The sequence below is a fragment of the Providencia rettgeri genome (assembly GCF_001874625.1).
In the GTDB taxonomy this organism is placed as follows: Bacteria; Pseudomonadota; Gammaproteobacteria; order Enterobacterales; family Enterobacteriaceae; genus Providencia; species Providencia huashanensis.
Map to the genome: position 1 here is coordinate 1,734,416 of NZ_CP017671.1, position 20,032 is coordinate 1,754,447.

The following is a 20,032-nucleotide window of genomic DNA, read 5'->3' on the forward strand; positions in this document are numbered from 1 at the left end:
GCGCAATAACAACGAGATTTTTATTATTAATTAAATAGCCGCTGCTTCAGCAACTAATTTTGCAAGTTCATCCCAGTTTTCACTGTCAATTAATGCATTTGGTACCATCCACGAACCGCCGCACACTAATACAGACGGTAATGCGGTGTATTCTTTAATATTTTTCATACCGATACCACCTGTTGGCATAAATTTAACAGGGTAAACGGCGCCGAGTGCTTTGAGCATCGCAACCCCACCAGAGGCTTCTGCAGGGAAGAATTTTAAGGTGGTGAGGTTAAACTCAAGGGCTTGCTCTACCAAGCTTGGGTTATTGACGCCCGGAATGATAATCACATTTTTTTGTTGGCAGTAGGCAACAATTTTCGGGTTAAAGCCTGGGCTGACAATAAAGTCCACGCCTGCTTCAATGGCTTGGTCAACTTGCTGTGTGGTTAATACGGTACCTGCTGCGATAAGCAACTCAGGGTAGGCAGCGCGCATGTTTTTGATAGCTTGTACCGCGGCTGGGGTGCGGAAAGTGACTTCTGCGCACGGTAGGCCATTTTCCACCAACACTTTAGCTAGTGGCGCCCCATGTTCTGCGTGGTTAATGGTGATCACAGGGACAACTTTCAGCTGCTTAATTTTTTCAATTAATTGATTCATGATTAAACCTTTTCAATGGGGGCTAAAGTAATGGTTGGCATGGCCTCGGATGGAATAATCGCTCCCCGGTGTTGGATGACGCTTCCAGCCAGTAAATGACCTGTTTTTGCCGAATCGCAAGGGCTGCCACCTAAAATGCGGCAAGCTAGGTAGCCGGCACTAAAGGAATCCCCTGCGGCAGTTGTATCAACAACATGGCTAATTTTATTTGCAGGAATTTCAAAGCGTTGGTTATCAATAACCACAAAACAAGCATCAGCCCCGCGTTTTATCACGATTTCATTAACGCCATATTGTTGAGTGCGAAGAATTGCATCGGTTTCGTGATTATCACCGTATAGCAATTGTTCGTCATCAAAGGTCAAAAAAGCGATATCGGTTAGGCTTAAAATTTGCTGGTAAGCTTGCTGTGCCGCTTGTTTTGAAGGCCAAAGACCTGGGCGGTAGTTATTATCAAATACAATTTTTGCGCCATGCTGTTTGGCTTGCTGTAAAATTTCTAATAACAATTGGCGTGTGGCGTCAGGTAAAATAGCTAAACTAATGCCACTTAAATAGATGAATTGTTGTGCATTAAGCTGTTGCTGTGTGTGTGCTTTGCTATTTTCATCTAACCAAAATTTTGCTGCTGCGTTATCACGCCAGTAGAAAAAACGGCGTTCACCATTGGGGGCGGTTTCAATTAAATACATACCCGGTAACCGTGTATCAGAAATAAACACATCATCGGTATTGATCCCTTCTTGCTGCCAGCGGGTAAGCATTTGTTGGCTAAATGGGTCTTTCCCTAAACCAGTAATATATCGGGTTGTCACTCCGTGTTTCTGAGTTAAACGTGAGAGGTATAACGCGGTATTTAGCGTGTCCCCACCAAAAGTTTGGCTGTAAAGCTCACCCGATTTTTGTAATTCAACCATGCATTCGCCAATGACGGCAACTTGCGGATGTGTACTCATATTTACCACCTGCGCGATTACGACTTAGTAAACTAATACTGACCTGATAGAGCTATTAAAACTCATTTTATTCATAACTTCAAATAAAAATGAAACGCTGTTTTAAAAATATTGAATCACTGTTCTTGTTTTTCTGTGACCTGCCTATTATGCTATTTAGCCTAGAGTGGTATTGGCTGGTTTCGCTATAATATCGCTATCAATTGAATTGGATGATGGAAAAGCAATGGATAAGACGACTCAAACGGACGCCGTTTCAGCTGTAGTCAAAGTATTTAGTATACTTAGCGCTCTTGGTGAACAAAAGGAAATCGGTGTATCGGAGCTTTCCCAGCGTTTGCTGATGTCAAAAGCGACAACATTTCGTTTCTTACAAACCATGAAACAGCTGGGGTATGTGGAGCAAGAAGGTGAGGCAGATAAATACTCACTGACATTGAAGCTTTTCGAATTAGGGGCGAAATCCCTCGAGTACGTTGACCTGATTGAAATTGCAGATAAAGAAATGCGCCAGATTGGCCGACTCACCAATGAGGCCGTGCATTTAGGCGCATTAGATGAAGACGCTATCATTTATATTCACAAAATAGATTCTAGTTATAATTTACGTATGTATTCACGGGTCGGTCGCCGTAACCCGTTGTATTGTACCGCGATAGGTAAAATTTTATTGGCTTGGCAAAGTGAAGACGCTATTCGCTGTGCATTAAAAGATGAATTATTTACCAAAAAAACCAATACCACGATTTTAACGTTGGATGATTTGCTGGCGGAATTAGCCACCGTTCGCGAATGTCATTATGCGCAGGATAGGGAAGAACAAGAGCTTGGCTTACGTTGTATCGCTGTCCCAGTATATGACCGGTTAGGGCATGTGATTGCAGGGCTATCCATTTCATTTCCAACGATCCGCTTTGATGAACAATGTATTGATGATTATGTTGAATTACTAAAAACGGCGGGGCGTAATATTTCAGAAAAAATGGGTTATCACCAATACCCATAATATTGGTGATAACGGGTTATCTATGAGTTAAGTTTTTGAGTAAATAGTTCTGTATATTGAAAATCATAGGTTTGTTCTGGGTTACCTGAGCTTGTTGCTTCTGGGTAGGGTTTATTACCAGGACGGTCACGGGTTAAGCTCCACATCAACACGAGGTTCAAACCTATTTTTTTTGCGAATTCGCTTAGAATGTCGGCATCATGGAAACTGAACATAGCATGGTCATCATTTAGGCCAATCATCGGGGTAATTTGAACGTAATTATACATTTCCTTATCTTCTACCGATGGGTAGAAAGGTTTTAATTGGTTTTTAATACTGATGGCAGCCTTGATAGCGGCATCGCCCAAGCTAATGATGTTTGGGTCATAATAATCCATTGCCATTCCATTAACTTTCATGACCAAACCTGCTTCTACAGATTTTTTCACTAATGCTAATCCAGTATTTGTTAACCCTGTCGGTAGGGTGGGTAGGGTTAGGCTCAAGGTGATTTTTGGGTTATTGTCGACAATCACTTTTAAAGCAGAAAATGCATTATCAGCATCATAGAGGCCATTTTCGAAGTCTAAATCTATATGCGATGCGTTTAGTTTATCGATAGCTTCTTGATAGGTTTTGATCAGTTCTTCTTGTGTCTGTACCAATGAGACATCTTGATTAGCGGCTCCTCCGAATGACACTGCAACTTTTACCCCGCCAGCAATAAGTTCGTCACACAAGGGTTTAGCCCAGCTTATTGGCATTGTGGGTTGGGCGGACCATGCCGCTTGTCTATTTCGGTCCGCAGTTAAAAAACCAAGGTAAAGTATATCAACCCCATATTGGATTGCAGCTTGGCTGTATTTAGCATTTGGCCTGCCATCAGGGTAGTTTTGCCAATCGTTCCAAGTGGCATCGACACTGACATCGATATAAGGACCAAAATAGGTTTTATTCATTGTATATTCCTAGTCTAATGAGTTAGATAAAGTGAAATTGGTGCCCAATACTAACTAATAGGGCAAGGTCACTTTTATAGAAAATAGGCTTAGGAACAAGACTAAAAATTATTAGTAATCTAATAGGTTACAGTCCTATTATGATCATGATAATGGAGGTAATTCGATACAAATTATTAGGTTAATTTGAATGATGGTAGTTAGTCTTTTTTGCATCTTGGCTTATTTCATATCATCACATCATTGGTCTTTCATGTGAGGGGTAATTATTAAGAACAATTGGTTGTGATTGAGGTGAACTGTATTTATATTACTGATGCATGATTAATGTCATGTTAATAGTTCATTACTAATAGTATCTATATCAATCAATTGATTTGATGTTTTATTATAATTAACATATTGAATAGTAAGATTTGATTATATTTTATTTTAATCATTTCTGGATGTGATAATTCTGCGTTATATAATACTGACTTACAGGCACAGTAGGATATTCATATGTTTAAAAAGATTATTTTTGTTATTTTTCTTAGTTTCACTACTTACGGCTTTGCCAGCGATTTTACCTTTAAAGAAAAATCACCCGCTGATCGCGAGTTTAATCAAGACTACCAAGGTGTTAAAAAATTACAGGCACAACAAAAGTTTGTCTTTGATCCCAAGAAGAAACTTCCAGCAGAGGAACAAAGTTATCAAGCTTTATTAGACCAACGTAATGCGGATGAAAATTCAATGCTACATCAGTTTAATGCTTGTGATGCCAACCCTACGGGAGCAGGGTGCCCAAACTCTAGGCCTTGGGTGAATGACCGACAACAAATGAAGAAAATGTTGGAGCAAGCGGGGCGCTACTGATAAGCAGTTTTACTGAGAAATAAGGGAGCAATAGGCTCCCTTATTGATTTTAAGTTAACTTGATTCAGGGAAAGTCAATGTTGCTCCTGGAGCTTCACGGCTTAAGTGAATGAAATTCATGTGTTTTTCATATTGGTCGAGAATATCGCTAATTACCTGCTCTTTGGTATAATCCATTAAATCATTCCCTTGGGAACCCTCCCATAAGAAGGTTTCTAAACGGTAATAATGGGATTTCCCCGAGCGGGCGCGATAAGTAAAGCCAGGAACAGAATAGCGTTGCGGCCAGACTTGATAGATAAAGCTTTGTTCATCATCAAGGTCAACGGTCAGCTCTAAATGTTCTAACCGTTCATCTGCAATTGGTGGCATCGTATTAAACTCCACTTTTGCTCCCCTTAAAGATAACTCTTTCGCCACTTCTTGCATCGCAGGGATACAAACTAAATCAAGCATCCGTTGCGTATAAGTCGTACCGGGGAAGTTCATCACACGGCCTAAACGTTGTTTCCAATTGAGGGTACCATTGCCATACAGTGGTGCGGGTGCATTGGTGTTTAATGAGCTAACGCGCCTAAAATCTTCGACTTTTAATGACTTATATAACCCTGCCATAATGAAGAAAATGACGAAGCTAAAAGGTAGCCCCATGATCACCGTGGTATTTTGTAAGGCAGCAACTCCATCAGTCATTAGCATTCCTAGAGTTAGTAAGCCAATCGCGACGGACCAAAATATACGCAACCAATTAGGTGCATCATTATTGATATCACTGAGTTTCGAGGTGAAATTCCCTAATACTAATGAGCCGGAATCCGCAGAAGTAACATAAAAAAGTAACCCTGTGATGGTGGCGATTGAGGCGGTTAAACCAAAGCCAGGATAGAGCTCAAGTAGGGAATAAAACCCTTTTTCAGGGGCTTCGAGTACAGTTTGAGCTAACTCACTATTGCCATGAATGATTTCATATAAAGCACTATTTCCGAAAATGGATAGCCACAATAAAGTGAAAACAAAAGGAATAATTAAAGTACCAATCACAAATTGACGGATCGTTCGGCCACGAGAGATGCGGGCGAGGAATAACCCAACGAATGGCGACCATGCCACCCACCAAGCCCAGAAGAACAGTGTCCAGCTATTCATCCAATCAGTTGGGCGGTCAAATGCGAAGCTATTGAGTGTCATCCCCATAAAGCGGGTGACGTAATCCCCTACATTGAGCACTAACGCATTGAGCAAGAACTCAGTATCACCGACAAATAATATGAATAAAATCAAGCCTAAAGCTAGAAGCACATTGAGCTCGGAGAGTATACGGATACCCTTATTAACCCCAGAGGTCGCTGAAATCACCGCCATGACAACGGATAGAAAGATCAAGCCAGTTTGTACCGTTAAGCCTTGCGGTAAGTCAAACAACACTTTTAGCCCATAATTGAGTTGTACTACCCCAATACCAAGTGTCGTTGCGATACCAAAGATAGTCCCCAGTACTGCAGCAATATCAACGGTATGGCCGATAGGCCCCTCAATACGTTTACCAAAAATAGGGTAAAGTGCAGACCGAATGGTCAGAGGTAAATTATAACGATAGCTGAAGTACCCTAAAGCTATACCCATTAATGCATACATAGACCAGCCCGTTAGGCCATAGTGGAATAGTGTCCACACCATCGACTGACGGGCTGCTTCTAAGGTTTCTCCATCGCCTGTTGGCGGAAGCATATATTGAGTGACGGGTTCAGCTACAGAGAAAAACATTAAATCAATACCAATCCCCGCAGCGAATAGCATTGCAGACCAGCTAAGAACGCTAAATTCAGGTTTGGATTGCTCAGGACCGAGTTTGATATTCCCAAAGCGTGATGTTGCAATAAAAATAACAAAAACAATGTACAAGGTTGCCGCTAATAGGTAATACCAACCAAAGGTTTTTGATACCCAACCTAAGGTGGCGACGATCCACTGATTTGCTGTTTCGGTCATCAGAATTGTAAAAAAAGAAAACGCTAGAATAAGACCAGCGGAAGTGAAAAAAACCACAGAATTTAATTTGTCTTTCTGCTGATTTTTCGAACTATGTTGAGTTGTCATCGGCAGTTCCACATTTTTATTTATTTAACAGGTTAAAATTACTTTTCACTCTAACTAATTGATTAATTAGTGTGAATTTGGTTTTCCTCCATATCCCTCCTGCATGTATTGTGAATTAATTGTAAAATACAATAGAGAATATTGATTGAACATTCAATTAAAAAAACGTTTAATAAAAGGGAACAGTGTATTTTTTAGGTTTAAATACTATGCCGAAGGTAGGAATTAAGTCGATACGTAAACAGCAGTTAATTCAGGCCACTTTGGCTGTGATTAACGAAGTTGGAATGCAAGAAGCCAGCTTTGTGTTAATCGCCCGTAAAGCTGGGGTGTCTACAGGTATTATCAGCCATTATTTTCGAGATAAAAACGGGTTACTTGAAGCGGCTATGCGCCATATTCAATACCAACTTGGGCTTGCAGTTGCGATGCGCTTAAGAATGCTACCGGATGCAGAGCCAAAATTGCGAATACAGGCGATTGTTGAAGGTAACTTTGACCCAACACAGACTAGCGAAGCCGCGATGAAAACGTGGTTAGCATTTTGGGCTAGTAGTATGCACCAGCCTAACTTAAACCGACTACAACAGGTGAATGATAGGCGGCTTTATTCGAATTTAAGTTATGAATTTGGGCGGGTATTAAGCAAATCCGATGCGCGGATGGCTGCAAAAGGGCTTGCGGCGCTAATTGATGGTTTATGGTTACGGAGTGCTTTAAGCAATGAAGTATTCCCAGTCCTAGAGGCACTGAAAATCACTAATGAATATATCGATATGCAACTTCATCGGGCAGAGGTAACAAAAACCTAAATATCAATTCAAAGGAGATAATATGCAACATCCACCAATCCATAAGCTTTATATTCATGGTGGTTACGTCGATAGCTCACAACCAGAATGCAGTCAATTTTCGGCAATCAACCCCGCAAATGGGGAGGTCATTGCCAAGTTACAATCTGCTAGCCTCGAAGATATTCAATGGGCAGTAGAAAGCGCCAAACAAGGCCAAAAGGTGTGGGCGGCAATGACAGCGATGGAGCGTTCACGAATTTTACGCCGCGCTGTTGATATTTTACGCGAACGTAATGATGAGCTGGCTTATCTTGAAACCTTGGATACCGGTAAACCGTTATCTGAAACTCGTTATGTCGATATTGTGACAGGGGCTGATGTCCTTGAATATTATGCTGGGCTAGCACCGATGCTGGAAGGGCAACAAATTCCGTTACGTGATAGCGCATTGGTTTATACCCGTCGTGAGCCATTAGGTGTTGTTGCTGGTATTGGTGCATGGAATTACCCAATTCAAATCGCTTTATGGAAGTCGGCGCCAGCGCTTGCAGCTGGAAACGCGATGGTGTTCAAACCGAGTGAAGTGACTTCGTTAACGGCTTTAAAACTGGCTGAAATATATACCGAAGCAGGTTTACCAGCTGGGGTGTTCAATGTGGTCACTGGAGCAGGCGGGGAAGTCGGCCAATGGCTAACAGAGCACCCAGATATTGCTAAAATCTCATTTACGGGTGGGATAGCTACGGGTAAAAAAGTCATGGCCAATGCATCTGCTTCATCATTGAAAGAAGTCACCATGGAGCTTGGTGGTAAGTCACCATTAATTATTTGTGATGATGCAGATTTAGATAAAGCTGCTGATATCGCTATGATGGCTAATTTTTATAGCTCAGGCCAAGTATGTACGAACGGTACACGGGTATTTGTGCCTAATTCTCTTAAATCACAATTTGAACATAAAATTGTTGAGCGTGTTGCGCGGATTAAAATCGGTTCTCCTGTTGAAGAGGACACGAATTTTGGGCCATTAGTCAGTTTTGCGCATATGGAAAATGTACTGCGTTATATCGAATTAGGGAAGCAGCAAGGGGCTCGTTTGTTATGTGGTGGGCAGCGTTTAGTGGATGGTCACTTTGCTGATGGCGCTTATGTTGCTCCTACGGTATTTACAGATTGTGATGATGAAATGCAAATTACTCAGGAAGAAATTTTTGGTCCAGTAATGAGTATTTTAGGTTATCAATCGGAAGAGGAAGTCATTGCTCGTGCCAACAACAGTGTGTATGGGTTGGCGGCGGGGGTTATTACTCAAGATTTAACGCGAGCGCATAGTGTAATTAATCAATTAGAAGCAGGTATTTGCTGGGTTAATACATGGGGCGAATCTCCTGCACAGATGCCCGTTGGTGGCTATAAACATTCAGGTGTTGGTCGTGAAAATGGCGTGATAACGCTGCAAAATTATACACAAATCAAATCTATTCAAGTTGAACTTGGGGAGTTTTCATCGGTTTTTTAATCACATCATTTTAATTTGACTGAAACAGAGGAGATAACAATGGTCTATGACTATATTATTATCGGTGCTGGTTCAGCCGGTAACGTTCTTGCTACCCGCCTGACAGAAGATCCTGAAGTTACTGTGCTGCTCCTTGAAGCAGGAGGACCGGATTATCGGTTCGACTTTCGCACACAAATGCCAGCGGCATTAGCGTATCCATTACAAGGTCGACGTTATAATTGGGCCTATGAGACTGACCCCGAGCCACATATGAATAACCGCCGTATGGAGTGTGGTCGAGGAAAAGGGCTTGGCGGCTCATCACTGATTAATGGGATGTGTTATATCCGTGGAAATGCGATGGACTTTGATGGCTGGGCTGAAGCTCCCGGTCTAGAAGATTGGCGCTATTTAGATTGCTTACCGTATTTTAGAAAAGCGGAGACGCGGGATATTGGTCCAAATGATTACCATGGTGGTGATGGGCCCGTCAGTGTAGCTACGCCTAAAAATGGCAATAATGTGCTATTTCATGCAATGGTTGAGGCTGGGGTTCAAGCAGGCTACCCGCAAACTGATGATTTAAATGGCTATCAACAGGAGGGGTTTGGTCCTATGGATCGCACAGTAACCCCTCAAGGACGTCGAGCAAGTACGGGGCGTGGTTATTTAGACCAAGCGAAAGGGCGAAAAAATTTAACGATTGTGACTCATGCAACCACTGATACTATTGAGTTCGAAGGAAAAAAAGCGGTTGGTGTGAAGTATTACCCAGGTAACAGTACAACTGCAACGGTGATAAAAGCGCGTAAAGAGGTGTTATTATGTGCAGGGGCGATTGCATCGCCACAAATATTACAACGCTCAGGGGTTGGTCCTGAAGATGTATTGGCGGAGTTTAATATCCCTAAAGTACATGTTTTGCCCGGTGTTGGGCAAAACTTACAAGATCATCTTGAGATGTATTTGCAGTATGAATGCAAACAGCCAGTTTCATTATACCCAGCATTAAAGTGGTATAATCAACCGATGATTGGTGCTCAGTGGCTGTTCAAAGGGACGGGAATTGGTGCCAGTAATCAGTTTGAAGCGGGCGGTTTTATTCGTACTAGTGATAAGTTTGCGTGGCCGAATATTCAGTTTCATTTCTTACCAGTTGCAATTAATTATAATGGTAGTAATGCAGTTAATATGCACGGTTTCCAAGCTCATGTCGGCTCAATGCGTTCTCCTAGCCGTGGGCGAGTACGTTTAAAATCATTAGACCCTAGGCAACACCCGAGTATTTTATTCAACTACATGTCATCGGAACAGGACTGGGAAGAGTTTCGTGCAGCTATCCGTATTACCCGTGAAATTATGGCTCAGCCAGCGCTCGACCCATATCGTGGTGCAGAGATAAGCCCCGGTAAACAGGTGAATACCGATGAAGAACTGGATGCTTTTGTCCGAGAGCGCGCTGAAACCGCATTTCACCCCTGTGGTACTTGTAAAATGGGTAATGATGAAATGGCAGTTGTTAATGGTGCAGGGCAGGTACACGGTATTGAAGGGTTAAGGGTGATTGATGCATCAATAATGCCATTAATTATTACCGGTAATTTGAATGCAACGACGATTATGATTGCTGAAAAAATAGCAGATAAAATACGTAATCGGGCACCACTACCTGTCAGCCAAGCGGATTATTTTGTGGCGGGGAATACGCCGGTTAGAAAAACGCCTTTAAGGGGGTAATAAGGCACTAGCATATTATTAAACCCGGTTTTTGGTTATTCAACAGCGGTTGATAGTTATATCAGCCGCTTTTTTTATGGGGTGAAATCATAAAGGAATTAATAAACAATAGTTATATTAATGAGAATGCAAATGATATTCATTATGATCTTGATCATTGTTATTATTGGTGTATATTTCAGGATAATTGATTAATACGAGGAAAAAATCGCCCTTAACCATTCAATAAATAAGGTTTTTGGTGTTAGCTGTATTTATCTAATTGCACTTACATCTCACTTTTAATTGACGAATTAAAGTATAGCAGGGGATATTTTCAAGCTGCTTGTACGATATTTCTTCATTTGTATTAAATATTCATTAATTAATGAAGGCATTACTTAAATGATATTTCAAAATAAAAATATAATTAGCTTACTTGTTATATGTTCTTCAGGGACGGTTTTAGCGGATGAAGCCAATACAGCACAGCAGAAAGATAAACTTCTCGTTACTGCGAGTAAAATAAAGTCAAATAGTAAGCGAATAGAGACTAAAGATATTTCGGTAGTAAGAGGCACAACTAATTCGGATATATTTGCTAATGAGACCTCTCTTCAAATAAATAATGCCAGAAATGAAGCAGGTGCTTTAGATATTGGTATTCGAGGTCTACAAGGTAATGGCCGAGTGCCTATTATTATCGATGGTAGTTTGCAATCGACGAATACATGGCGAGGTTATCAAGGTAGCACCGATAGAACCTATATTGATATGGATTTGGTTGATACCATAGAGATCGAAAAAGGAGCATCGATGAGTAAATTCTCCGGCGGTGCTATCGGTGGAACAGTTAAATTAAAAACGTTATCTGCTAATAGTATTATCCCCCAAGGAGAGCAGTTCGGGTTTTTATTTAAAGGAAATATTTATAACAATAACCGACGGCCTTCTATAGCATCAGAGGAAGGGCGGGAGTCAGAGTATCGGTTATCTAATGGTGTTAAAAATAGTCATTTTAATAATGGTTCCATAACCACTGGTATTGCCTATAGAAATGATAAGTTTGACGTGTTAATTGCGCATAGTGACAGAAAACAAGGCAATTTTTTTGCAGGGAAAAATGGTTATCATAAATATTCATCCACAGATGCACCGATAAAACCCGGGCAAGAAGTGGTTAATACGAGTTATGAAAGTCAGTCAACATTATTAAAGACGAATATTTATCTTAACCCATATTCTAGTATTGAATTAAATTATCGTCGCCACGAACAGCAAGCTGGTGAAGTTTTAGCTGCTTATTGGTATCAGTATGATAATAAAATGCCACAGTGGTCGTTAGGAACCGCAAATATAGATACCGCGTCATTAAACTACTCGTATAAACCTGATTCTTTATGGGTTGATATGAATTTAGGAGTATGGTGGACGAAAGGTAAGTTTAAGCAACGTAATGGTACATCGGATAATGTAAATGCTCATTATGGTGATCAATATAAACACCGTTATACCGATGAGCGGCTTGGATTTAATTTAGAAAATACTTCCGAGCTTGCCGCGTATCCCATCGGGATTACATATGGTGTGGAATATATGCAGCAGAAATCAAAGCCACTTAGTAAGACTTATCAGCCGATATGGACACCCGATGGAACACTAGAGGGGGACGAACTGACGCCGGTAACACGTAATGCGAAAGGTATTAATACATCCGCATTTACTAACGTTGAGTACCAAGGTGATTGGGTCACGGCGCTGGCGGGTTGGCGCATCCACTCGTTTGATGTTGATGACCATGTTCAAGGGAAAAGCCTTCATTACGGGCCAAAGAATGATTTATTCGGTGAATTGCGTTTTCATATGACGAATGAATTGGATATTTATACTAAATATTCAGATAGTTATAGAGAACCTAGTTTATTTGAAACAACGGCATCCGGTCAGACTTACTCTTATAGCCCTAACTCCCCACTAAAACCTGAGCATGCCAAGTCGTTTGAGGTTGGCATGAACCTTGAAAAAAATAACTTGATTGCCGATGAAGATGTTGCCGAGTTGCGGGTGGCGTATTTTAATAATGATATCAAAGATTATCTTTCACAAGGTGTGAACCCTAAATTGGAGGATTGGTCATCACCTTACGTCATAACCAAAAACTATGACAGGTTTAAGCTTTCAGGTTATGAGGTTGAATTAAAATACAATTCAAATTATGCATTTGGTTCCGTTGATGCCACTTTTTATAACAATGCAGAACTTTGCTCTCGGGATGAAATGGCGCTAGGGAGTTTACCATCTGCTTGTAATTCGGTTGGTTTTGCATGGGGGTTATCACCTTCACGTATTCCACCCAAGAAAGTTGTCACCGGAATTGTTGGGGTAAAAATGTTTGATCAAAAATTACAAACAGGTTTACGTGTACGTTATAACTCTGGGAAAGATTACCCACAAGAATGGCTAGCTGGAACAGCAGCAGCACCTGTTACCAAGCTGTATTCCACGACAACATTTGATTTGTTAGGTAAATACTCTATTCAGAAAAATATCCATGTGAATTTTAATATTGATAACTTGACGAATCGTTATGCATTTGACCCAGGAACCGTTATTTATATGCCGATTCCAGGAAGAACCTTCAGGCTTGGGTTAGAAGCGACTTTTTAAATTGCAATCAATTTAGTTGTCTCTGAGCCAGTAGGTTCAGAGACAACATTAATATATTTATTTACTTGTAAATTGCTTGTATGCACTCATGGTCTCTGCTGCGTACATTGCAGAAGGCCCACCCCCCATAAAAATGGCCACACCGAGTGCTTCTGCTAACTCTTGTTCGGTAACACCTAAATCAACCAGTATTTTGGTGTGAAAACCAATACAGCCATCACAACGATTTGCCACAGCAATACCGATAGCAATCAATTCCTTTGTTTTTTTATCTAATGCACCATCTTGGCTACCTGAACTAACTAGGTTAGAAAAATTTTTCATCACATCAGGAATATGCTTAGCGAGTTCAGGCAAATTTTGGCTGATATGAGTTGTTATTTGTTTGAAGTCTGACATTTCTTCCTCACTATATTTATGTTATTTATATTATATAATTTAATATAATGTAATCATGTAAATGATCAACCGGTATTTGCGTGAAATATAAACAATGAATTAAAATATGTTAAATTTAGCTTATGTTGGGTTTTTGGGTTTGGTGGTGAGTTTAAGGCGTATAGAAAAGTGTTCTGGAATTTTAGGTAAAAAAAACCCTCCAAACATTAAGGAGGGAAAATAAATATAAAGCGAGCCTATTGGTATACCACTAATTATGTATAAACCATACCCGACCAGTAAAATAATTTTGTAAAAAAATAAATAAGCCGCTGAGCTGTAAAATAATGTTTATTAATTCATGTAGATAGCTATTTTTTAACGGAATTAATTAACCATTGTAAATAATTATCTTCGACTTGGCTTGGGTCAAGACGAATAAGTTCTGGTGTTTCGTATGGGTGAATTTCTTTTATTGCATTAAATAAACTGAGCTGATTATCGTGTGTTGTCTTAATCAAAAGCAAAATTTCTTTATCTTGTGTAATGTTACCTTGCCAAAGATATATAGATACCACTTCTGGTAATAGTGAAACACAGGCTGCAAGGCGATTCGCTAAAATATGTTGTGCAATTTTAATTGCACTTTCATGGCTATTCGTTGTACATAGCACAATGCAAGGTTGATGATTACTAGTGGTATAAGTGTTCATGGTAGACATTTAATTTCCTTATCAGTCATATTTAGAAATGAAACTACTATTAATGTTAGATTAAATATTCACACTGTGTATGGAAACAAGGCATAATATTTATAGTTATTTCTAATTGGAATTATTAGGTTAGGTAACAATACTTTTAATAAAGAGAGTCATATTGGTTTAATTCGGTTATCTGGTTTTTTTTTAAGCTTCTTAAGTATTATTACTGTTCATTTTGGTCTTTTTTTAATCAATTGTGCGTGGTGTAGTATTTTTATCCACTCAAAAAAAATAACACTATTTACTATTTTTATTTTATTAATTCGATTCAGCCTGCAAAAATAGAGGAAAAAACATAAATAAAATTGAAATTTTAGTATATTAGGTAATATCGAAATAATTTACTGATTACAATGAATAGTTAACTGTATTGACATCATCAAATGTGAGAATTATTAATTCGCTGTATAGGTTCACTCTTTAAAATAAGAGTGTGGCCCTCTATTTTTTTAAAAAATGAGTCAATATAACCTTATAATTATATATTACTTATTGTTACAAAATAGTCTGGCTATTTTTAATAAAACCAAGCTACTCACTGATAATGATCAAAGTTTTTGAGCTGTATTGTTAACATAATGATAAAAATCAGAATATATAACTGAAATTAATCTGTATTTCCATCTTTATACGTACATGGATAACCTTATGAATAAGTTAACACCTTTAAAGCCTGTACCGACCTTAATCGCAGTTGCCATTACGCTAATAATTTGGTTCTTGATCCCTGTACCTGAAGGGGTTAATCCAAATGCTTGGCACCTTTTAGCATTATTTGTTGGCACAATTGCCGCCATTATAGGTAAAGCATTACCTATTGGTGGTGTTTCTATTGTGGCTATTTCTTTAGTTGCTGTAACCGGAGTCACTAATCCAGAATCAACCAAAGGCGCTATTGCTGACGCATTAAGTGGTTTTTCCAATGACTTAATTTGGTTGATTGGTATTTCTATTATGGTTTCCATGAGCCTAAATAAGACAGGTCTTGGGGCTCGGATAGGTTATTATGTGATTTCCCTATTCGGTAAAAAAACACTCGGTATAGCTTATTCATTAGCAATTGCAGAAACCATTCTTGCACCAGTAACGCCAAGTAATACCGCTCGGGGCGGGGGGATTATTCACCCCATTATGCGTTCTATTTCGGATAGCTTTGGGTCAAAAGCTGAAGATGGGACCTCAAGTAAAATAGGGCGTTATTTATCGCTGGTTAATTACAATATTAACCCCATTACCTCTGCGATGTTTATTACTGCCACTGCACCAAACCCATTGATAGTAAGTTTGATCATTAGTGAAACTAGTCAAAGTAATGAATTGACTTGGGGTATGTGGGCAATAGCTGCATTTGTACCTGCCATTGTGTCATTAATCTTAATGCCTTTGGTGATCTATTTTATGTATAAACCAGAAATCACCTCAACACCTGATGCCCCGAATTTTGCTAAAGAGCGTTTGAAACAGTTGGGTGCAGTTTCATTACCCGAAAAAATAACCCTTGCTGTTTTCGGGCTGCTATTATTGATGTGGGCTGGTGTGCCCGCCATGGTTTTTGGTCCAGCCTATAGTGTTAATGCTACCACTGCTGCTTTTATTGGTTTGAGTATTTTATTAGCAACAGGGGTTATTAATTGGGATGATGTGCTGAAAAATAAAGGGGCTTGGGATACGGTAGTATGGTTCTCTGCTTTGGTTATGATGGCGACCTTCTTAGGCAAACTAGGCTTAATTAAATGGATGTCAGTGACTGTTGGTAGCACGATTGACAGTATGGGAATAAGCTGGGTGTGGGGGATGCTAATCCTTGTTTTAATTTATGTTTATTCACATTACTTCTTTGCAAGTACCACAGCGCACATTACAGCAATGTATGCGGCATTTTTCTCCGCAGGTTTAGCGCTTGGTGCCCCGCCAATGTTATTAGCTTTAACGTTAGCTTTCTCATCTTCACTAATGATGTCATTAACGCATTATGGTACAGGGACAGCGCCGATTATTTTTGGTTCGGGTTATGCGACGTTAGGCGAATGGTGGAAAACGGGTTTTGTCATGAGTGTTGTAAATTTAGCCGTTTGGTTCTTTATCGGTAGCATTTGGTGGAAATTCTTAGGTTACTGGTAATAGTGAAAAATTTACCTAGTTAGAATAAAAAATCGGGCGAACAGCCCGATTTTTTATTGGTGTTTTTAACTTAAAAAAATAATGTGCTAATCACAGTAATGATAGCCGCGACGATTAGCGCAATTAACATCACATGCCCCCAACTGATCATATAGGGGGATTTCATTGCATGTTGCCATAATAAGCTTATTTCATCAGCATGTGCATATTTGCGAGTATTAATGGCATTTTTAACGTTATTAACTATATCGGTGGTAGTGTCGGCATTTTTTTGCATCATCATGATTACTTGCCTTTTATTAAGGTAATGATATGTGGCTTATTTTGTCTGCTGTGATTATTTCAGATATGTAAAGTCAGAAAAATTGATGGGGTTTTATACAAACTTCCTCCTTTTTTACGATAAAACTCGGTTTCAGTTAAATAAATAAGGGAAAAAGAAGTTTAAGCGCTAAATTAGCTTCATTAAGAGGAAATGGTTACTCATCTAAGGTCATATTTATGCTTTTTGGATAAGTATTTTTTTATTTGGAAAATGAATTAACAAAGCAAATAAATATGATTGGTTTGCCTGCAAAAGCCAGTATGATGTAAGTGCTTGAGGGTGAATTTATTTAGAGGAACACATGTATTCGCAAAGAAAGGCAGAATTTTTCTTAGTGCTGACCACGATAATTGCAGCTTGGGGGTGGGTTTTTTCTCGCGAAGCTGTACAGGGAATGCCTATATTCGCCTTTCTCGGCAGCCGCTTCTTATTAGCCGCCATAATTTTACTGCCATTTTGTCGCGGAAAGAAAAATAAAGTAACTCTTCAACAACTGCCAAAAATATTAATGACAGGTGGTTGGATGGCATTGAATATGGTGTTATGGATCTACGCAGTGGCAACAACGGATTCGATAGGGGAAGGGGCATTCATTATGAGCCTAGCCATGCTATTTGTTCCTTTAGTTGCGTGGGTCATTTTAAAAAATAAGCCAGTGCGTTATTTTTGGCAAGCCCTTCCTGTTGCTGTAGTGGGTTTGGCGTGCTTAACTTTATTTAAGGCACAACTTGAATTTAAGGCGAGCCAACTATGGTTTCTTTGTGCTGCTATCGTCCAAGCTATTTATTTTTGTTATACCAGCTTATATACCAGAACCGTGCCGCTTTTACCTTTAACGACAATACAATTAGCTTGCACAGGTACTGTAGGTTTAGTGCTATCCATCTTTTTGGAAGAGTGGCCTGCCAGTATTACTGCACCGACGATGATGTGGTTTATTGCAAGTGTGGTGATAGCGACGAGTTTACGGTTTATTTTACAGCTTATTGGCCAGAAAAACACAACAGCTGCAAACGCTGCAATTATTATGATCCTAGAGCCTGTTATGACAGTATTTGTTGCGGCTATTTGGTATCACGAACGGATGCCTTTGATTCAAATCGTGGGTTGTATATTGATTTTATGTGCTTTATTTTATTATCGTTGGCGTTGTTCAAATTCGATACCTAAGTGAAATTAAATTATAAAAATAACTTAATGATTGCAGATCTTTTATAGGAAAACGTCTATGATTAATAGTAACAATCATAGATAGGAATATTTATCTAAATTAGAAGTTCTTATTTTGTATATTAAGATTAATGGTGTTGTAAATATAAATTATCTATCCAAAATAGCGAAGTACTAAGACGATAATTTGTTTATTGTTGTCTTCTTGGGTCAAGCGCTTAATGAGAAAATGGGCATAAGATGAAAAAATTAGCATTAATATTGGGTATGGTTGGGGCAGTAGCTGTGTTATCTGCATGTTCTGATGAAAAGGCAGAAATTGCTGAATATAAAACTAACTTTGTGAATACTTGTGTTGCAGGGTCAGGGAATCCACAGGGCGAAACAGCAAATGCTGTTTCAGCGATATGCGGATGTGCCTATGACAAAACAATTGAGAAATATGGCTTAGCTGAATTTAAACGTATTGATGGTGAATTGGCTAAGTCAGGTGATGCAGAACCTGAATTCCAAAAATCCATGATCGAATTTGTTCAGCAGTGTTCGCAAAACGCACGTTAGTCGCTTTAAACCCGCAGTTTGATGGCTATTCATCGTATAAGTGCTGCGGGTTTTTTATTTCTATTTAAATAAATTTTTAAACTGATGTGGTGCACAACGTAAATATTGTGGTGCAACATTAACTTGCTGATTTAATTCACAAGCAGCTCTCCATGGCCAGCGTGGCTCAAATAAAATCCCCCGCCCAATAGCGACAAAATCCGCTTGATGAGTCGCCAGAATAGCCTCTGCTTGTAATGGCTCTGTAATAAGGCCAACAGCAATAACAGGCATCATAGTATGTTCATTAATTGCTTGAGCCAATGGAACTTGGTAATTAGGGCTTAAAGGAATTTGTTGTTCCGCAGATAGGCCACCTGAGGAGACATGGATATAGTCACAGCCTAAATCTTCTAATATTTCAGTAAGCTCGATAGATTCGGGAACGCTCCATCCGTGTTCAAGCCAGTCAGTTGCGGAAATTCGTACGCCAACTGCAATATTTGGGCTAATTGTTTCTCTAATTTCATGAAAAATATTCACTAATAAGCGACTTCGGTTCTCGAAGCTCCCCCCATATTCATCTTGGCGTTGATTTGAAACTGGGGATAGGAATTCATGCAATAAATACCCATGAGCTGCGTGAATTTCAATGACGTCAAATCCAGCTTGTTCTGCTCGTTTTGCTGCATCAATAAATTGTTTTTTGATTTCAATAATTTGTTCAATAGTTAACTCACGTGGTAGGTAGTTATCACCAAAAGCAAGCGCGGATGGTGCAACGGTTTGCCACCCATGAGGGTCAGTTGCTTGAAGGCTTTTTCCACCAAACCAAGGTAAATCAGTAGAGGCTTTTCTACCTGCATGGGCTATTTGCACTCCTAAACGTGCATTCGAATATTGCCTAATATCTACCAGCATTTGCTGCATGGCGGCCATTTGTTCATCATTCCACAGCCCTAAATCCTTGTGTGTAATACGTCCTTCGGGCGTAACTGCACTAGCTTCCATAATGACTAATGAAGCACCAGACAAAGCGAGGTTCATATAATGCGCCTTGTGCCACGGCGTTGGCATCCCATTGTCTGCTGAATATTGACACATAGGTGGAACGATAATTCTATTTTCTAGTGAAACTTGGCCTATTGATGCGGATGAAAAAAGATGACTCATAGGAACATTCCTTTTTAGATAACTTTAGTTATTCTTATATTATACCTAGTTTATTTTGGTCTTTTTGTGAGATGGTGTGATATTGCAAATCAACCTTACCTTTACATAAAGTTGAAACTAAAAAGCAAGTAGTTTTTTGGATCTTTGAAAAACATAAAAAAAAGTATAAATCCCTGTGTTGATGGCTAAAAAATAGCTGAAATACTTAAAAAAATAGCATAAAAAATAAAATAATAGAGTAAATATATTATCTTGGTATTTATAATTCTGTCACTTATAAATTAAATAAATAATCACCAATATATAATGGTTTTAATTTCACCTTATGGTTTTAATGGTTGTAATAGAAAAATACACTGGTTTTTTATTTTAAATAGTGA

The 20,032-nt window shown here is 39.3% G+C and carries 17 protein-coding genes; 9 read left to right on the forward strand and 8 right to left on the reverse strand.

Annotated features, from left to right (window positions below; genetic code table 11):
* Positions 1-30 precede the first annotated feature (30 nt).
* Both RB151_RS07720 and RB151_RS07725 read right to left on the reverse strand, forming a co-directional pair.
* On the reverse strand, positions 31-648 hold the full coding sequence (locus RB151_RS07720; RefSeq protein WP_042844207.1) for a bifunctional 4-hydroxy-2-oxoglutarate aldolase/2-dehydro-3-deoxy-phosphogluconate aldolase: 618 nt from the start codon (positions 646-648) through the stop codon (positions 31-33).
* Between the two features lie 2 nt (positions 649-650).
* Positions 651-1,604, reverse strand: coding sequence for a sugar kinase (locus RB151_RS07725; protein WP_071547943.1), 954 nt, complete (start codon positions 1,602-1,604; stop codon positions 651-653).
* A 226-nt stretch (positions 1,605-1,830) separates the two neighbouring features.
* Here RB151_RS07725 and kdgR point away from each other — a divergent pair, with 226 nt between their 5' ends.
* Complete coding sequence (gene kdgR, locus RB151_RS07730; RefSeq protein WP_042844205.1) at positions 1,831-2,610, forward strand: DNA-binding transcriptional regulator KdgR; 780 nt, start codon at positions 1,831-1,833, stop codon at positions 2,608-2,610.
* Between the two features lie 20 nt (positions 2,611-2,630).
* Here the strand turns inward: kdgR and RB151_RS07735 are convergent, their stop codons facing one another.
* Positions 2,631-3,551 carry a chitinase gene (locus RB151_RS07735; protein ID WP_071547944.1) on the reverse strand — a complete coding sequence of 307 codons (921 nt, stop codon included), beginning with the start codon at positions 3,549-3,551 and terminating at the stop codon, positions 2,631-2,633.
* 501 nt (positions 3,552-4,052) lie between these two features.
* Here RB151_RS07735 and RB151_RS07740 point away from each other — a divergent pair.
* On the forward strand, positions 4,053-4,409 hold the full coding sequence (locus RB151_RS07740; protein WP_042844203.1) for a hypothetical protein: 357 nt from the start codon (positions 4,053-4,055) through the stop codon (positions 4,407-4,409).
* A 54-nt stretch (positions 4,410-4,463) separates the two neighbouring features.
* Here the strand turns inward: RB151_RS07740 and RB151_RS07745 are convergent, their stop codons facing one another.
* Positions 4,464-6,506: a choline transporter gene (locus RB151_RS07745; protein WP_071547945.1), complete on the reverse strand. Its 2,043-nt coding sequence runs from the start codon at positions 6,504-6,506 to the stop codon at positions 4,464-4,466.
* 209 nt (positions 6,507-6,715) lie between these two features.
* Here RB151_RS07745 and betI point away from each other — a divergent pair, with 209 nt between their 5' ends.
* The 4 genes from betI (at position 6,716) to RB151_RS07765 (ending at position 13,184) form a co-directional block, all read left to right on the forward strand.
* Positions 6,716-7,318: a transcriptional regulator BetI gene (betI, locus tag RB151_RS07750; protein WP_042844367.1), complete on the forward strand. Its 603-nt coding sequence runs from the start codon at positions 6,716-6,718 to the stop codon at positions 7,316-7,318.
* A 22-nt stretch (positions 7,319-7,340) separates the two neighbouring features.
* Entirely contained in the window at positions 7,341-8,819 is a 1,479-nt protein-coding gene (gene betB, locus RB151_RS07755) for a betaine-aldehyde dehydrogenase (protein WP_048606903.1), read from the forward strand.
* Positions 8,820-8,858: 39 nt separating this feature from the next.
* Complete coding sequence (gene betA, locus RB151_RS07760) at positions 8,859-10,538, forward strand: choline dehydrogenase (protein WP_042844198.1); 1,680 nt, start codon at positions 8,859-8,861, stop codon at positions 10,536-10,538.
* 384 nt (positions 10,539-10,922) lie between these two features.
* The gene (locus RB151_RS07765; protein ID WP_071547946.1) at positions 10,923-13,184 is read left to right on the forward strand and encodes a TonB-dependent receptor domain-containing protein; all 2,262 of its coding nucleotides are present in this window, start codon (positions 10,923-10,925) and stop codon (positions 13,182-13,184) included.
* A 57-nt stretch (positions 13,185-13,241) separates the two neighbouring features.
* On the opposite strand, the gene RB151_RS07770 is transcribed toward RB151_RS07765, so the two are convergent.
* Positions 13,242-13,583 (reverse strand): carboxymuconolactone decarboxylase family protein, encoded by a 342-nt coding sequence (locus tag RB151_RS07770; RefSeq protein WP_042844196.1) that lies wholly within the window; start codon positions 13,581-13,583, stop codon positions 13,242-13,244.
* Positions 13,584-13,933: 350 nt separating this feature from the next.
* The gene (cutA, locus tag RB151_RS07775; RefSeq protein WP_042844194.1) at positions 13,934-14,284 is read right to left on the reverse strand and encodes a divalent-cation tolerance protein CutA; all 351 of its coding nucleotides are present in this window, start codon (positions 14,282-14,284) and stop codon (positions 13,934-13,936) included.
* Between the two features lie 687 nt (positions 14,285-14,971).
* On the opposite strand from cutA, the gene RB151_RS07780 reads away from it, so the two are divergent.
* The gene (locus RB151_RS07780) at positions 14,972-16,444 is read left to right on the forward strand and encodes an anion permease (protein WP_042844193.1); all 1,473 of its coding nucleotides are present in this window, start codon (positions 14,972-14,974) and stop codon (positions 16,442-16,444) included.
* Between the two features lie 70 nt (positions 16,445-16,514).
* On the opposite strand, the gene RB151_RS07785 is transcribed toward RB151_RS07780, so the two are convergent.
* Positions 16,515-16,727, reverse strand: coding sequence for a hypothetical protein (locus RB151_RS07785; RefSeq protein ID WP_042844192.1), 213 nt, complete (start codon positions 16,725-16,727; stop codon positions 16,515-16,517).
* Between the two features lie 343 nt (positions 16,728-17,070).
* On the opposite strand from RB151_RS07785, the gene RB151_RS07790 reads away from it, so the two are divergent.
* Positions 17,071-17,943, forward strand: coding sequence for a DMT family transporter (locus RB151_RS07790; RefSeq protein ID WP_071547947.1), 873 nt, complete (start codon positions 17,071-17,073; stop codon positions 17,941-17,943).
* Between the two features lie 236 nt (positions 17,944-18,179).
* Entirely contained in the window at positions 18,180-18,500 is a 321-nt protein-coding gene (locus tag RB151_RS07795) for a hypothetical protein (protein WP_042844190.1), read from the forward strand.
* 60 nt (positions 18,501-18,560) lie between these two features.
* On the opposite strand, the gene RB151_RS07800 is transcribed toward RB151_RS07795, so the two are convergent.
* Positions 18,561-19,652, reverse strand: a complete 1,092-nt coding sequence (locus RB151_RS07800; protein ID WP_042844189.1) for an NADH:flavin oxidoreductase/NADH oxidase — start codon at positions 19,650-19,652, stop codon at positions 18,561-18,563.
* Positions 19,653-20,032: the final 380 nt, after the last annotated feature.

Coding starts and splice junctions, on each gene's coding strand:
- RB151_RS07720 (WP_042844207.1), bottom strand. CDS start 648: ATGAATCAATTAATTGAAAAAATTAAGCAGCTGAAAGTTGTCCCTGTG.
- RB151_RS07725 (WP_071547943.1), bottom strand. CDS start 1,604: ATGAGTACACATCCGCAAGTTGCCGTCATTGGCGAATGCATGGTTGAA.
- kdgR (WP_042844205.1), top strand. CDS start 1,831: ATGGATAAGACGACTCAAACGGACGCCGTTTCAGCTGTAGTCAAAGTA.
- RB151_RS07735 (WP_071547944.1), bottom strand. CDS start 3,551: ATGAATAAAACCTATTTTGGTCCTTATATCGATGTCAGTGTCGATGCC.
- RB151_RS07740 (WP_042844203.1), top strand. CDS start 4,053: ATGTTTAAAAAGATTATTTTTGTTATTTTTCTTAGTTTCACTACTTAC.
- RB151_RS07745 (WP_071547945.1), bottom strand. CDS start 6,506: ATGACAACTCAACATAGTTCGAAAAATCAGCAGAAAGACAAATTAAAT.
- betI (WP_042844367.1), top strand. CDS start 6,716: ATGCCGAAGGTAGGAATTAAGTCGATACGTAAACAGCAGTTAATTCAG.
- betB (WP_048606903.1), top strand. CDS start 7,341: ATGCAACATCCACCAATCCATAAGCTTTATATTCATGGTGGTTACGTC.
- betA (WP_042844198.1), top strand. CDS start 8,859: ATGGTCTATGACTATATTATTATCGGTGCTGGTTCAGCCGGTAACGTT.
- RB151_RS07765 (WP_071547946.1), top strand. CDS start 10,923: ATGATATTTCAAAATAAAAATATAATTAGCTTACTTGTTATATGTTCT.
- RB151_RS07770 (WP_042844196.1), bottom strand. CDS start 13,583: ATGTCAGACTTCAAACAAATAACAACTCATATCAGCCAAAATTTGCCT.
- cutA (WP_042844194.1), bottom strand. CDS start 14,284: ATGTCTACCATGAACACTTATACCACTAGTAATCATCAACCTTGCATT.
- RB151_RS07780 (WP_042844193.1), top strand. CDS start 14,972: ATGAATAAGTTAACACCTTTAAAGCCTGTACCGACCTTAATCGCAGTT.
- RB151_RS07785 (WP_042844192.1), bottom strand. CDS start 16,727: ATGATGATGCAAAAAAATGCCGACACTACCACCGATATAGTTAATAAC.
- RB151_RS07790 (WP_071547947.1), top strand. CDS start 17,071: ATGTATTCGCAAAGAAAGGCAGAATTTTTCTTAGTGCTGACCACGATA.
- RB151_RS07795 (WP_042844190.1), top strand. CDS start 18,180: ATGAAAAAATTAGCATTAATATTGGGTATGGTTGGGGCAGTAGCTGTG.
- RB151_RS07800 (WP_042844189.1), bottom strand. CDS start 19,652: ATGAGTCATCTTTTTTCATCCGCATCAATAGGCCAAGTTTCACTAGAA.